The organism is Alishewanella sp. HH-ZS, from assembly GCF_001704375.1.
Lineage (GTDB): Bacteria > Pseudomonadota > Gammaproteobacteria > Enterobacterales > Alteromonadaceae > Alishewanella > Alishewanella aestuarii.
Genome location: NZ_LZEJ01000001.1, coordinates 145,249 through 159,391 on the forward strand (window position 1 = coordinate 145,249; position 14,143 = coordinate 159,391).

Genomic DNA, 14,143 nt, shown 5'->3' on the forward strand with positions numbered 1-14,143 from the left:
CTAACTGCCGCCGCCACTCAGGCTAACAATTCCGCTAACAGGGTAGCGGCAATAGTACGAATGCCCTGACCGGTGGCACCGGCCGCCCAATAGGCATTGGCGCTGCCATTAAAGGCGGCAGCTAAATCAAAGTGCAACCAGCCCTGACCGTCATTCGGTACAAAGCGACTTAAAAAGCCGGCAGCATTGCTGGCGCCACCGGCACCGCCACCTTTGACCGGCCGGCTGTTGGCCGTATCGGCATAAGGCGATGGGCATTGCTGCTGATGCCATTTTGCCAGCGGTAGCTGCCAGGTCAGCTCCTGTTGTTCCGCCGCATAAGCCAGTGCCCGCTGTGCCAGTACCTGATCTAAGGCAAACAAGGCATTATATTCGGTGCCCACCGCCGTTTGCGCGGCGCCGGTCAGGGTTGCGGCATCAATAATCAGCCCGGCACCACTGTCGCCCGCCAATTGCAGACCATCCGCCAGTACCAGCCGGCCTTCGGCATCGGTATTGACGATTTCTACTGTGGTACCATTTTTATAGGTAATAATATCGCCAAGTTTATAAGCATGACCGCTGATCAGGTTTTCGGCGCAGCATAAGATCAGTTTGACCCGCTGCGTCAGGCCACCGAGGATCGCCAGCGCCAGCGCTGCCGTGACTGTCGCGGCACCACCCATATCACATTTCATCGTCAGCATGCCTTCAGTCGCTTTAATCGAATAACCGCCACTGTCAAAGGTAATGCCTTTACCGACCAAAGCCGCTGCAACAGGCGCATCCGGATTACCAGTCGGGTTAAAGTCCAGCTCCAGCAGTGCCGGTGCGCGATCGCTGCCACGACCAACCTGATAAATCCCATGCCAGCCAGCCTGTTGCAGTTGTTCACCCAGCAGGATCTGCTGCGAAACCTTGCCGTCACCTGCCACCTCTTGAATAAAGGCTGCCGCCTGCTGACACAGCAACTCAGGAGATAATTGCTCCGGCGTCTGGTTAATCAGGCCACGGGCAAAGCTGTAACAACGTACCAGCTGCTGCAGACGGGTAACTGTTGCGGCATCGCCGGTAAAATTGACACCGCTAAAGCGTTTGGCATTAATAAAGCCCTGATAAAAGGCCCACTGCGCTTCCAGCGACCAATCACCCGCTAACTGCACTTCGGTCAGACCAAGGTTATCCAGCTGCCGGGCAGCTTTTTGAATACTACGCAGCTCATCACCGGCTTTAACATGAATTTGATAGCCCTGGCTGTTTGGGGTCAGGCTGGCTTTACCAAAGGCAGCAGCGGCTGGCTGCTGAGTCAGTGAAATGTGTAACAGCTTAGTGGTCGATTCCATCTTTTACTCCGTTTATAGGGGCGCTCGGCGTTTGACGTTCGCGGGTGTGAGCCATTGTAGCACAGAGCGGCCGCTGAAAATAAAGTGACGAACGGCTGCTCAGTCTGTATACTTCCGCGGTTTTTCAATAGTGATTGCGATAGCATTAATATTCTGCTATCTATAGCCGCCATCTTTTTTGCTTGGCGGTATTGTACAGGAGAGAATCATGCCAGAGGGCAATAACAACAAAACCCTGGGGCTGCTGGCGCTGGCCGGTGTTGAGCCATATCAGGAGGCGGTCGGGGAAGAGTACATGAACCCGAAGCAGCTGGAGCATTTCCGCAAAATTCTCGATGCCTGGCGCCAACAGTTACGGGAAGAAGTTGACCGTACCAAGAACCATATGGCCGACGAAGCCGCTAACTTCCCGGATCCGGTAGACCGTGCTGCCCAGGAAGAAGAATTCAGCTTAGAACTGCGCGCACGGGATCGTGAACGTAAACTGCTGAAAAAGATTGAAAAAACGCTACAAAAAATTGAGAACGACGATTTCGGTTACTGTGATACCTGCGGCATTGAAATCGGTATCAAGCGCTTAGAGGCGCGGCCAACTGCCGATCAGTGTATCGACTGTAAAACCCTGGCCGAAATCAAAGAGAAGCAGTTAGGCGGCTAAGGTCTTATCCCTTGGCAAACGCCAGCACTTCCCCCCAAAACACGGCCGGCTATACCGGCCGTTTTGCTCCCTCCCCTTCTGGTCCACTGCACTTTGGCTCCTTAATTGCTGCGCTGGGTAGTTATCTGCAGGCAAAAAGTCAGGCTGGCCGCTGGCTGGTGCGCATCGAAGATATCGATACCCCGCGCACCCAGCCAGGTGCCGACAGCGCCATTTTAACTGCACTGGAAAGCTTTGGTCTGCAGTGGGATGGCGAGATTTGGTATCAAAGCCAGCGGCTGGAACGTTACCAGTACATTTTTCAACAGCTACGCCAGCAAGGGCTGATCTATGGTTGTCAGTGCAGCCGTAAACAAATTAACGATGGCGGTGGAATTTATCCCGGTACTTGTCAGCAGCTCGGACTGTCTGCTGAGCCGTTAGCCTGGCGACTCTGCAGCCCGGCGGCAACCGGCTTTACCGATCTGGTCTTCGGCCCGCAGCAGATCGACACTGCCCTGGCCGCCGAGCACTATGTGGTAAAACGTCGTGATGGCCTGTTTAGCTACCAGTTGGTGGTGGTAGTGGATGATTGGGATCAGGGCATTACGCAAGTGATCCGTGGCGCCGATTTGCTGACGATGACCAGCCGGCAACAGCACTTATTTTGGTTATTGGGCGCAGCAGCGCCTGACTATGGCCATTTACCGCTGGCGGTAACGGCACCTGGCCAGAAGCTGAGTAAACAAAACCATGCCAGGCCGCTGCAAGCTTGGCCGCTGACGCAAAGTATGGCGGCGGCCTTAACGGTGCTTGGTCATCCGCCGCCGGCAGAGCTTGCCGGTGCCCCGGTGAGCGAGCTATTAGCTTGGGCACTTGGCAACTGGCAATTACGTCAGGTACCGCAGCAGTTGGAAGTACGCTGCCCTGACTTTGCCTGATAAATTTGCCGCCGGCCTTACATTCTCATTTTCCGGCAATTCGGGTATGATACGCCGGTTTTTCGGCCAAAGTGCCGTATCGGTTTTTAGGAGACATATCATTATTTCGCGAGTGCTTGATTTTTGCCGCCGTAAGCTGAGCAAAACTGCCGCCCAACCGAGCAGTGGCAAGCCGGCTAAAGCTGCCAAAACCCCGGCGACTAAAGCTATCAGCGCCAACCCGGTGCCCTCTTCAGTTTTGCCGCCATTGCAGGTGATTAGTCGTGATCGGCATGCCATTTCGCGCAAAGATATCAGCCCGAATGCGTTGAAAGTGTTGTACCGGCTCAAAGATGCCGGCTACGACGCCTATCTGGTCGGTGGCTGTATCCGTGATTTATTGCTTGGCTTGCAGCCAAAAGATTTCGATGTGGTTACCAATGCCAAGCCGGAAGAAATTAAGCAGGTGTTCCGTAACTGCCGGCTGATTGGCCGCCGTTTTCGCTTAGCACACGTGGTATTTGGCCGCGAAGTGATTGAAGTTGCCACCTTCCGTGGTCATCACAGTGGCGTTGACGACGAGGAAGATAGCAGCAAGATCGCCAGCCTTAGCGATCACGGTCAGATCCTGCGCGATAATGTGTACGGTACCATTGAGGAAGATGCCGAGCGCCGCGACTTTAGCGTCAATGCGCTGTACTACTCGATTAAAGACTTTGCTATCTATGATTTTGCCAATGGCATGCAAAGCATCGCCGAGCGGCGCATTGAACTGATTGGCGATCCGGAAACCCGTTATCGCGAAGATCCGGTGCGGATGCTGCGCGCCATCCGCTTTGCCACTAAACTAAATATGCAGATCGCACCGGATACGGCGCGCGATATCCCTGAGCTGGCGGTATTGCTAAAGAATATCCCGGCGCCACGGCTGTTTGATGAACTGGTTAAGATGTGGCTGGCAGGCAAAGGCTTCGACAACTTTATGCTGATGCGCGAGCTGAAAGTCTTTAAGGTGTTACTGCCGCAGCTGGAAAAACTGTTAAAGCAGGAACCGGAAGGTAAAGCCTTTCAGCTGGTCACCCGTGCTTTGCAGGATACCGATCAGCGGGTCGCGCAGGACAAACCGGTGACGCCGGCCTTTGTATTTGCCGCCATGCTGTGGTACCCGGTAGAAGTGCGGGCCCAGACGCTGCTGATTGAGAGCGGCCTGAATGAAAATGACGCCCTCAGCATCGCGATGACCGAAGTGCTGGACGACGTGCAGCGTAGTATTGCCATTCCGAAACGCTTTAGTCTGGCCATGCGCGATATCTGGATCTTACAAAGCCGGCTGCCCAAACGCGCTGGTCGTCGTGCCTTTAAGCTGATGGAACAAAATAAATTCCGCGGCGCTTTTGACTTTTTGCAACTAAGAGCTGCAGCCGAAGGCGGTGAACTGACTGCACTGGCAAACTGGTGGCAGAGTTTTCAATTTACCGATGAAGCCGGCAAGCTGCAGCTGATTAATCAACTCGGCAAAGCCGGTGTCGAGCGGCCAAAACGCCGGCGTACTAAACGTAAAGCGCCAACTGGCAATACTGATAATGCTGCCAGCTGAACGGTGTTATATAGGCCTGGGCGCCAATCTGGTGGAACCGGTGGCGCAGCTGCAGGCCGCGGTGACAGCCCTTGGACAACTGCCCGAAACCTGGCTGGTGCAGGTATCGCGCTTTTACAGCTCCAAACCGATGGGGCCACAGGATCAGCCGGATTATGTTAATGCGGTAGCAGCACTGGATACCCGTTTAACGCCGCTGGCGTTACTGCGCGCCTTACAGCAGATCGAACTTGCGCATGGCCGGCAACGCAAAGCCGAGCGTTGGGGCCCCCGCACCCTGGATTTGGATATCCTGTTATTCGGCATGCAACAAATCGATCATCCCGAGCTGACGGTACCACACTATGGTATGCAGCTGCGGGAGTTTGTGTTGTATCCGCTGGCCGAGCTGGCACCCGATTTAATCTTACCTGATGGCGTGGCGTTACACAGCCTGTTACAACAGGTGCCACTAAATGGCCTGGCGCCACTGCAACCTCCTTGCGACTGACGCTACTTTGTGCGAAGGTGCGCATCCGGACTCACTGTCGGAATTGATCAAGATGGCTAAAATTACCACTGCCGTACTGCAAAAAATGAAGCAGCAAGGCGACAAAATCACCATGTTAACGGCTTATGATGCCAGCTTCGCCAAACTCTTTGCCGAGCAAGGTGTCGACGTGCTACTGATCGGCGACTCGCTGGGCATGGTCCTGCAGGGCCATAGCGATACGCTACCGGTAACCACCGCCGATATCGCTTATCACACCAGGGCGGTGCGCGCCGGTGCCCCCGATGCCTTTGTGATTGCCGATATGCCCTTTATGAGCTATGCCACGCCGGAGCAGGCGATGCAAAACGCCACGCCGCTGATGCAGGCCGGTGCCAATATGGTGAAATTAGAAGGCGGTGACTTTTTACTGCCAACCATCAAAGCACTGACTGAGCGTGGTGTGCCGGTGTGTGGTCATTTAGGCTTAACGCCACAATCCGTCCACTTGTTTGGTGGCTTTAAAGTGCAGGGTAAAACCGCGGAAAAAGCCGATGCCATGGTGCGGCAAGCGCTGGCGCTGCAGGAAGCCGGTGCGCAACTGCTGGTGATGGAATGTATTCCACAGCCGCTGGCCGAGCGCATTACTCAGGCGCTGACTATTCCGGTGATCGGTATTGGTGCCGGCAACGTCACCGATGGCCAGGTACTGGTGATGCATGATTTACTTGGCATCAGCAGTGGCTATATCCCGAAGTTTTCCAAAAATTATCTGGCGCAAACCGGTGACATCCGTAGTGCCATTGCCACCTATGTCAGTGAAGTGAAAGCCGGCATTTTCCCGGCAAAAGAGCACAGTTTTCAATAATGCAGCACCTGGAATCGATCACAGCGCTACGGGCGCAAATCCGCGACTGGCGCTTAGCCGGTAAACGCATTGGCTTTGTGCCAACGATGGGTAATCTGCACGCCGGCCATTTCCGGCTGGTTGATATCGCCCGCCAACATGCCGATGTGGTGATTGCCAGCATCTTTGTTAATCCGATGCAATTTGGTCAGAACGAAGATCTGGACAAGTATCCGCGTACGCTGGCGGCTGATATGCAAGGCCTGACTGCACATGGCTGTGCCGCCTTGTTCACGCCCACGCCGGCCATCATGTATCCGCACGGGCTGGACGTACAAAGCTTTGTCGAAGTACCGAAACTGGGCGATTTACACTGTGGCGCCAGCCGGGCCGGTCATTTCCGCGGCGTTAGCACCGTGGTGGCGAAACTGTTTAATCTGGTACAACCAGATGTCGCCTGTTTTGGTCAGAAAGACTATCAGCAACTGGCGATTATCCGCCAGATGGTGGCAGACCTGTCGTTTCCGATTGAGATTATCGGGGTACCGACTGAGCGCGCGGCGGATGGTCTGGCACTCAGCTCACGTAACGGTTATCTGACGGCGGAGGAACGTGCCAAGGCACCGGCGCTGTATCAGATCCTGCAGCAACTAAAACAACAGATCCTGGCTGCAGCCGCCCCCTACCGCGAGCTGGAGCAAAACGCCAAAGCAGCGTTACAGGCGGCCGGTTTTATCCCGGATTATCTGAATATCAGCCATCGTCAGACCTTAGCCCTGGCCAATGACGCCAATGAGCCAAAAGTGATCCTGGCGGCAGCCAAACTGGGTAGCACCCGGCTGATCGATAATCTGGAAGTGTAAATGCTCTATCTGGGCTGCCCGCTGTGGGCTAATCCACAATGGCGTGGCAGCCTGTATCCGCAAGGCACCAGCAGCAGCAGCGACTTTCTCGCCCATTACGCCGCCGTGTTTAACAGCGTCGAGGGCAATACCAGCTTTTACGCCGATCCGGACAGCGCCACCCTCGAGCGCTGGGCGGCGACCTTGCCTGCTGATTTCCGGCTGCAGTTAAAGCTGCCGTCACGTTTTTCGCATAACAGTGCAACGACGCAAGCAGATGATATCCTGGCCTGGTTAAAGACGCTCAGGGTGTTAGGCGATAAGCTTGGCATGCTGCATTTACAACTGCCGGCCAGTACCGGCCCGCACGCCTTGCCATGGCTGGAACAGCAGCTTGCCACGCTTCGCCCGCATTACCAGTTGTGCGTTGAAGTGCGGCATCCGGCCTTCTTCGATAAAGCCGTACACGAAATCCGCTTAAACCGCTTACTACAGCAGTATCAATGCGAACGGGTGGTGCTCGATAGCCGGGCTCTGTTTAGTGTGCCGGCCCGCAGTCCGGCGCTATTGGATGCGCAGCAAAAAAAGCCCCGGCTACCGGTACATGCGATCTGTCTGAGCGCCCAACCGGTGATCCGCTTTATCGGCTGTGATGATGCCAGCATCAACCAGCATTATTATCAACCCTGGTTACGCAAAGTCGCCGACTGGCTGCAGGCCGGTAAAACTCCCTACTGCTACTTTCATACTCCGGATAATCATGGCGCACCGGCCTTATGCCGCCAGTTTGTCGCTGATTTACAGCCAATGGTGCCCGGCTTGCAGCACCCGGTACTGGCTCTTTGGCCAGGAGAAGCGCGCCAACAACTCGGTCTTTGGTAGAAAAGACCGCTGAGATCAAAGTTTTTCCGCCCAAAACCCGCTATGCTGCTTCTAAGAATGGCGTGAATGGAGAGCGGATCAGTGCTTAACACCCTGCTAGGCGTCAGCCGGGCAAATTTTCTAACCCTGACCTTAGTTTGCATCCTGCTGTCCGCCACCGCCAGTTGGCAAGCCGGCGCCTCACCTGGCTGGCCAACCCTGTTATTGGTGACCTTACTGGCGCTCTGTGCCCATATCAGCGTTAATGCCTTTAATGAATATTTTGATTTTAAGTCCGGTCTGGATTTTCTGACCGAACGCACGCCCTTTAGCGGTGGTAGCGGTACTCTGGTGGCTAATCCGGCTGCCAGTTACGCCGCATTGGCGATTGCCGTGATCAGCTTAGCATTACTGATCGCCGGCGGACTTTACCTGACCTTATTGCATGGCTGGCAACTGCTGCTGATTGGTATTCCGGGTGTGCTGATTATTTACGCCTATACCCAATATCTGAACCGCTCACCACTGGCCTGCCTGCTGGCGCCAGGCATTGGCTTTGGTTTGTTGATGACGCTGGGCGCGTTTTGGGTATTTGCACAGCAAGTCAGCATGGCAGCCTGGCTGTTGGCCGCCATTATCAGTTTGCTGGTCTCCAACCTGTTGCTGTTAAATCAGTTTCCGGATGTCGAAGCCGACAGGCAGGTCGGACGCCGGCATTTGCCGATTGTCATTGGCCGCAGCCACAGTGCCAGTGTTTATAGTCTGCTGGCTGCTGCCAGCTATCTGTTACTGCTGCTTGGTGTTGCCCTGGGTGCGCTGCCCTGGCAGAGCTTACTTGGCTTACTCAGTTTGCCGCTGTTGCTGAAAATTCTGCCTGGCATTTTCCGGCTGGCAGATAAACCACGCGAGCTGGCACCTTACCTTGGCCTGAATGTGCTGCTGTGCCATCTTTATCCCTTACTACTCAGTGCCGGTTTGTACTGGGCCGCCAGCGGCAATTAATCACGGAGGCAGGATGCAGATTATAACAACGGATATTATTGTGGTCGGCGGCGGTGGTGCTGGCTTACGCGCCGCTATTGCTGCTGCTGAAACCAGGCCGGATGCCCGCATTAGTCTGCTATCCAAAGTCTATCCGATGCGCTCGCATACGGTTGCAGCCGAAGGTGGCGCGGCGGCCGTCACGCTGGCCGAAGATAGTCTGGACGCACATTTTCAGGATACCGTTGCCGGCAGCGACTGGCTGGCTGACCAGCTGGTGGTGGAACATTTTGTTAAAGCCGCTTATCAGGAGCTGGTGCAACTGGAACACTGGGGCTGTCCGTGGAGCCGTAAAGCCGATGGCAGTATTCAGGTGCGGCGCTTTGGCGGCATGAAAACCGAACGCACCTGGTTTGCGGCCGATAAAACCGGCTTTCATATTTTGCATACGTTGTTTCAAACCTCAATGAAATATCCGGCCATCCGCCGGCTGGATGAGTTCTTCGTGCTGGATTTACTAGTCAGTGAACAGCAGGTGCTGGGGGTGCTGGCGCTGCAACTGAATAGCGGCGAACTATTCCAGATCCTGGCGCCGAAAGTGATACTGGCTACCGGCGGCGCTGGCCGACTGTTTCACTACAATACCAACGGCGGCATCGTCACCGGTGATGGTATGGCGCTGGCGTACCGGCATGGTGTAGCGCTACGGGATATGGAGTTTGTGCAATACCACCCCACCGGCTTACCCGGCTCCGGCATCCTGATCACCGAAGCTGCCCGCGGTGAAGGCGGGATTCTGCTGAATAAAGACGGCTATCGTTACCTGCAGGATTATGGTCTGGGCCCGGAGACGCCCTTGGGCCAACCGCAAAACAAATATATGGAGCTGGGGCCACGCGATAAACTGTCGCAGGCGTTCTGGCAGCAGCAACAAGCCGGACTTACCGCTGACTATCAGGGGCATGCTGTCGTCTATCTGGATTTACGTCATCTCGGGGTACAGAAACTGGCCGAGCGGCTGCCCTTTATCTGTGAACTGTCGCGTTCTTACGTCAATATCGATCCGGTACAACAACCGATCCCCATTCGCCCGGCAGTGCACTATACCATGGGCGGCATTCTGACTGAGTTGCAAGGTGAAACCAGCATTAGCGGCTTATATGCAGTCGGTGAGTGCGCTTCGGTCGGCCTGCATGGCGCCAACCGGCTGGGGTCGAACTCACTGACCGAATTACTGGTATTTGGTAAAGCCGCCGGCGAACATGCCGCGCAAAGCCTACCGCCGATGCCGCGTAGCCAATCAACAGCAGCGACAGAGCAGGCGCAAACGCAACAACGGCGACTGGCCAGTCTGTTCGGTGGCAAACAGCAACAGAGCATCGCCAGCCTGCGTAAAGCCATGACACTGGCGATGGAGCAAGGTTGTGGTATCTATCGCGATGAACAAGGTATGCAGCAATGCCGCACCACCCTGGTATCGTTACAGCAACAGCTGGCCGGGCTGAAGGTAAGCGACCACAGTAAGGTGTTTAACGCTGAGCTGATCCAGTATCTGGAGCTGAGTTTCGGCCTGGAGGTGGCACTGACACTCTGTGAAAGCGCGCTGGCGCGTAAAGAATCGCGCGGCGCGCATCAACGGCTGGATCCGGGCCTGACCCAGCGTAATGATCAGGATTTTTTACAGCATACCCTGGCTTACCGGGCAGCGGATGGCCGTGTTGCGCTGCGTTACCAACCGGTTAGGATCACCTGCCTGCCACCGGCGGCCCGCGTCTACGGTGCTGCCGCTAAGCAAGGAGCCTGAGCATGGAAAAAACCATAATTATTCAGCGCTATAATCCCGAGCAAGATCAGGCACCCAGCGCAAAGCGCTATCAGGTGCCCTTTGATCACAGCACCTCGGTGCTGGATGCACTGCTGTATATTCAGCAGCAATTGGATCCGACGCTGGCCTTTCGCTGGTCCTGCCGGATGGCGATTTGCGGTTCTTGCGGCGTGATGGTGAATAAGATCCCGAAACTAGGCTGTAAAACCTTTTTACGCGATTATCCGGCTGAACTGACGATTAGCGCACTGGACCATTTCCCGATTGAGAAAGATCTGATCAGCGATATGGCGGTGTTTTTAGACCATCTGCAAGCGGTAAAACCTTATCTGATTAATGATAGTCAAAACACTGAACCGCACCGGCAAACGCCGGCGCAGCTGAAAAAGTACCAGAAATTCTCCAGCTGTATTAACTGTGGCCTGTGCTATGCCGCCTGTCCGCAATTTGGCCTTAATCCGGAATTTCTGGGGCCAGCGGCTATTGTCACCGCGCAGCGCTATAACCTCGACAGCCGCGATCAAGGCAAAGCACAGCGCATGCCGCAGCTAAATGGCAAAAACGGCGTCTGGGCCTGCACCTTTGTCGGCTTTTGTGCCGATGTCTGTCCGAAGCAGCTGGATCCGGCAGCGGCCGTCAATCAGGGCAAAGTTGCCTCGGCTACCGATATGCTGATCAGCATCTTTAAACCTTAGGAGGCCCTATGCCAGACTCTGCCGGCGCCCGCCGCCCCTATCTGCAACCGCTCTCTCGCAGCTGGTGGCTAAAACATAGCTTTTTTCTGCGCTATATGCTGCGCGAAGCCACTGTGCTGCCACTGCTGTTTTTCTGTGGCTGCCTGCTGGCGGGGCTTTACAGCCTGAGTCAGGGAGAAAGTCAGTATCAAAGCTGGCTGGCGTTTATGGCGCAGCCCTGGGTGATAGCGCTGAATGCACTGGTGCTGCTGGCCAGCTTATATCATGCTAAAACCTTTTTTGAACTGTTCCCACGGGTGATGCCGCTACTGCCGGCACCACTGATGATTGCCGGCCAGTGGCTCGGCACCATCGCGGTCGCACTATTGTTACTCTGGTTATTTGGAGCTATCGGATGAATCAGCCAAAACGCTCAGATGAACCGATCTGGTGGGCCTTATTTAGTGCCGGTGGCGTCTGCTTTGCAATGGTGATTCCGGGTCTGGTATTAACCCTGGGCCTGCTCTACCCACTCGGATTATTGCCAGAAGCGGCTTTCAGTTATAGCCGAGTTCAGCAACTGTTACAGAGTTTCTGGGGCTTAGCGGGTCTGGCTTTCGCTGGCGCAGCCATTTGTTTGCCGCTATTTCATGCTATGCACCGCGTGCATCATGGTTTGCATGATTTAAAGCTGGCTAAAGGGCCGCTGGCCAAGGTCCTCTGTTATGGCCTGGCCAGCCTGCTTAGTGCTGTTGCTATCGTTTATAGCGGGATTATTGCTTAAGGGTGGTTAAAAAACGCTCTGACTCGGCAATGGCTTTATTCATCTCGGTCAGTAACCGGCTGATATCGCGCTCAATACTGCCAAATTCGCCTTTTAGCGCACCAATCGCCTGGGCATTCAGATTATGCTTTAAATACAGCGCATTATCTTTTAATGACGATAACACCGGTTGCATCGTCGCTTCGGCCTGACGCATGGTCACTAACAAGCTAGTGTACTGGCGGCGGGTTTGGCTAAGTTTGCGTTCGCTATCACGCTTCAGGCTCTGATTGCTGTATTCGTTCAGCTCCTGCTGCCACTCTTTAAAGAGTGCTTCAGCGACCTGCTCAATGGCATCGATACGATTTTTCACATCCAGTGCTGACTTTTCACAGGCATCGTATTCAGCCTGAGTGAGCTTGTACTGCCGCTGTAAATCACCACCATCATATTTGACCAGAGCCGAAAACTGCTCCAGCGCCGAACTGAACTGCTCCTGCGCCTGACGCTGCGACTGCTGCGCGCCCTCGACCCGATCGACCAAAATATCCCTTTTATGGACACCGACTTTTTCCATCGTCGCGTAATACGCCTGCTGACAGCCCGTCAATAGCAGCAATAGCACTAACCAAATTTTTGCCATCCCAAGCTCCTTACGACAATAAACCAACGCCCGACTAAGCGTACAATTGCTGCGCCGCCAATTGTAATAGCTTAGGATAAAACTCCTTATCCTGCTGTGCCAGCTGATCCTGCTCCACTAACACATCACGCAAAATCTGCTCTGTGGTCAGCGGATTAGCCAATACCACCCGAAACACTATGGTTTCCTGCCGCTGGTAGCGGGCGGGGGTTAGCCGGGTGCGGGAGACGAAAGATTTACCTTCTTCGCGTTGCCGCTTCTGAATAAACTTGGTTAGGCCGTTAAGCAGTTCATTAAAGCGCAGCTGCTGCTCCGGGCTGGCACTGGCCATCGCCTTTTGCACCTGCGCCGGCACATAGCGGTAGGTCAGGATACAGAGCTCCGGCTCAGTGATCAGTTCAAAGTCGATATTATGGCTAATCAGGGTGGCAAAGTAGCGGGCCTTTTCCAGACTGCGGTCGATCAGGATCTGATAACCCTGGCGACCAATCACCTGTAAGCAGGCATGCACCAGCATCGCCATACCGGGTCTTGAGCCTTCCAGCGTCTGGCTGCCTAAATCTTTCGAACCTTTACGCAGAATATATTCGGCATGATGCTCAATCACATTCGCCGTCGACGGGTGTTTAAACACCACCATACCGGCGCCCATCGGCACGTACATCTGTTTATGCGCATCGATGGTCACAGAGTCGGCACGCTCAATACCAGCCAGCAAATGCCGATACTTAGCTGATAATAAGGTCGCGCCACCCCAGGCAGCGTCGACATGGAAATGGCATTGCTGTTGCTCGGCCAGATCGGCGAGCTCATGTAATGGGTCGATATTGCCGGTTTCCGTGGCGCCAGCCACGCCAACAATGGCCAGCACTTTAATATTACGCTCCGCAAGGTCGGCCAGTACCCGGCGCATTTCGGCGGTGTCCACCTTGTTATTGGCGTCGGTTTTAACCGACACCACCATATCGCGGCCAATACCCAACACATCTGCGGCCTTACCCAGCGAATAGTGACCACGTTCTGACACCACTATCGCCAGCCCCTGATAACCATAATGCTGCATCGCGCGGAACAGACCTTCTTTGGCGATACCTTTAAAGTCACCGTCCGGTTTTAATAAGCGGTTGCGGGCAATCCACAGCGCAGTGATATTGGCAATGGTACCACCGGAGCAAAAGGCACCCAGCGAATGATTAGCGCTGTGCATCCACTTTTTATAGAAACCGTCTTTTTCGCCGTACACCAGATGATGCATCATGCCCAATACCTGCCGCTCCAGCGGGGTAAAGGCTTTTGAGGTCTCGATTTTTACCAGGTTCTGATTTAAACCCACCATCATTTTCGACAGCGGCAGCACAAAATAGGGTAAGGCCGACGTCATATGACCAATAAAACTGGGCGCTGCAGTATGCACTGAGTGCGCCACCAGTTTTTGCATAATGGTGTCGGTATAATCAGAAACAAAAGACGGCTGCTCCGGGATCTGGAATGCCTGAAAATCCCGCTCAATCTGCCATAACGGTTTTTCCACCGCTACGATACTTTCATTTAAAAAGCCGGCCAGATTCTGCGACAGGTTTTGTTCGATAATACTAAGGGTCGAATCCGGCGCTTCCGGGATCGTAAAAATACGCCACAGCGCTTCTTCGGAAGCCGTGGCCTGGCGTTTAATGATGTCGTTCATGCCTGTCGTTACCTGCTGTAACCTTATCAGCGTTTATACGCAGCAAAGCGTTCAACTGTACTGCAACCACCGAAAAAT

The 14,143-nt window shown here is 54.5% G+C and carries 15 protein-coding genes; 12 read left to right on the forward strand and 3 right to left on the reverse strand.

All coding sequences use genetic code 11. The features are described 5' to 3' along the window. Positions 1-17: 17 nt before the first annotated feature. Complete coding sequence (gene pepB / locus A9165_RS00695) at positions 18-1,322, reverse strand: aminopeptidase PepB (protein WP_065954573.1); 1,305 nt, start codon at positions 1,320-1,322, stop codon at positions 18-20. Between the two features lie 208 nt (positions 1,323-1,530). On the opposite strand from pepB, the gene dksA reads away from it, so the two are divergent. The 12 genes from dksA (at position 1,531) to frdD (ending at position 11,759) form a co-directional block, all read left to right on the forward strand. After that, positions 1,531-1,980: an RNA polymerase-binding protein DksA gene (gene dksA / locus A9165_RS00700; RefSeq protein WP_008607161.1), complete on the forward strand. Its 450-nt coding sequence runs from the start codon at positions 1,531-1,533 to the stop codon at positions 1,978-1,980. Between the two features lie 11 nt (positions 1,981-1,991). Further along, the gene (gene gluQRS, locus A9165_RS00705) at positions 1,992-2,900 is read left to right on the forward strand and encodes a tRNA glutamyl-Q(34) synthetase GluQRS (RefSeq protein ID WP_065954574.1); all 909 of its coding nucleotides are present in this window, start codon (positions 1,992-1,994) and stop codon (positions 2,898-2,900) included. Between the two features lie 112 nt (positions 2,901-3,012). Continuing rightward, positions 3,013-4,476, forward strand: a complete 1,464-nt coding sequence (pcnB, locus tag A9165_RS00710; RefSeq protein WP_065954624.1) for a polynucleotide adenylyltransferase PcnB — start codon at positions 3,013-3,015, stop codon at positions 4,474-4,476. Beyond that, a complete protein-coding gene (gene folK, locus A9165_RS00715) occupies positions 4,463-4,966 on the forward strand; it encodes a 2-amino-4-hydroxy-6-hydroxymethyldihydropteridine diphosphokinase (protein WP_065954575.1) in 504 nt (167 codons plus the stop codon). Before pcnB ends, folK begins: the two co-directional genes overlap by 14 nt. 52 nt (positions 4,967-5,018) lie before the next feature. Further along, entirely contained in the window at positions 5,019-5,813 is a 795-nt protein-coding gene (panB, locus tag A9165_RS00720; protein ID WP_008607155.1) for a 3-methyl-2-oxobutanoate hydroxymethyltransferase, read from the forward strand. After that, entirely contained in the window at positions 5,813-6,655 is an 843-nt protein-coding gene (gene panC / locus A9165_RS00725; protein WP_065954576.1) for a pantoate--beta-alanine ligase, read from the forward strand. The genes panB and panC overlap by 1 nt, the downstream gene beginning before the upstream one ends. Further along, positions 6,656-7,516: a DUF72 domain-containing protein gene (locus tag A9165_RS00730; RefSeq protein WP_065954577.1), complete on the forward strand. Its 861-nt coding sequence runs from the start codon at positions 6,656-6,658 to the stop codon at positions 7,514-7,516. 66 nt (positions 7,517-7,582) lie between these two features. Then, positions 7,583-8,497, forward strand: a complete 915-nt coding sequence (locus A9165_RS00735; protein ID WP_008951251.1) for a prenyltransferase — start codon at positions 7,583-7,585, stop codon at positions 8,495-8,497. Between the two features lie 13 nt (positions 8,498-8,510). After that, positions 8,511-10,280, forward strand: a complete 1,770-nt coding sequence (frdA, locus tag A9165_RS00740; protein ID WP_008951250.1) for a fumarate reductase (quinol) flavoprotein subunit — start codon at positions 8,511-8,513, stop codon at positions 10,278-10,280. Between the two features lie 2 nt (positions 10,281-10,282). Next, positions 10,283-10,996 carry a succinate dehydrogenase/fumarate reductase iron-sulfur subunit gene (locus A9165_RS00745; RefSeq protein WP_008951249.1) on the forward strand — a complete coding sequence of 238 codons (714 nt, stop codon included), beginning with the start codon at positions 10,283-10,285 and terminating at the stop codon, positions 10,994-10,996. 8 nt (positions 10,997-11,004) lie between these two features. Continuing rightward, on the forward strand, positions 11,005-11,394 hold the full coding sequence (locus A9165_RS00750) for a fumarate reductase (RefSeq protein ID WP_057787370.1): 390 nt from the start codon (positions 11,005-11,007) through the stop codon (positions 11,392-11,394). Further along, positions 11,391-11,759 (forward strand): fumarate reductase subunit FrdD, encoded by a 369-nt coding sequence (gene frdD, locus A9165_RS00755; RefSeq protein ID WP_008951247.1) that lies wholly within the window; start codon positions 11,391-11,393, stop codon positions 11,757-11,759. Before A9165_RS00750 ends, frdD begins: the two co-directional genes overlap by 4 nt. On the opposite strand, the gene A9165_RS00760 is transcribed toward frdD, so the two are convergent. Together A9165_RS00760 and panP are read right to left on the reverse strand one after the other, a co-directional pair. After that, positions 11,749-12,381 (reverse strand): DUF2959 domain-containing protein, encoded by a 633-nt coding sequence (locus A9165_RS00760; protein ID WP_008951246.1) that lies wholly within the window; start codon positions 12,379-12,381, stop codon positions 11,749-11,751. The two genes, frdD and A9165_RS00760, sit on opposite strands and share 11 nt — an antisense overlap. A gap of 34 nt (positions 12,382-12,415) precedes the next feature. Then, positions 12,416-14,065 carry a pyridoxal-dependent aspartate 1-decarboxylase PanP gene (gene panP, locus A9165_RS00765; protein WP_065954578.1) on the reverse strand — a complete coding sequence of 550 codons (1,650 nt, stop codon included), beginning with the start codon at positions 14,063-14,065 and terminating at the stop codon, positions 12,416-12,418. Positions 14,066-14,143: the final 78 nt, after the last annotated feature.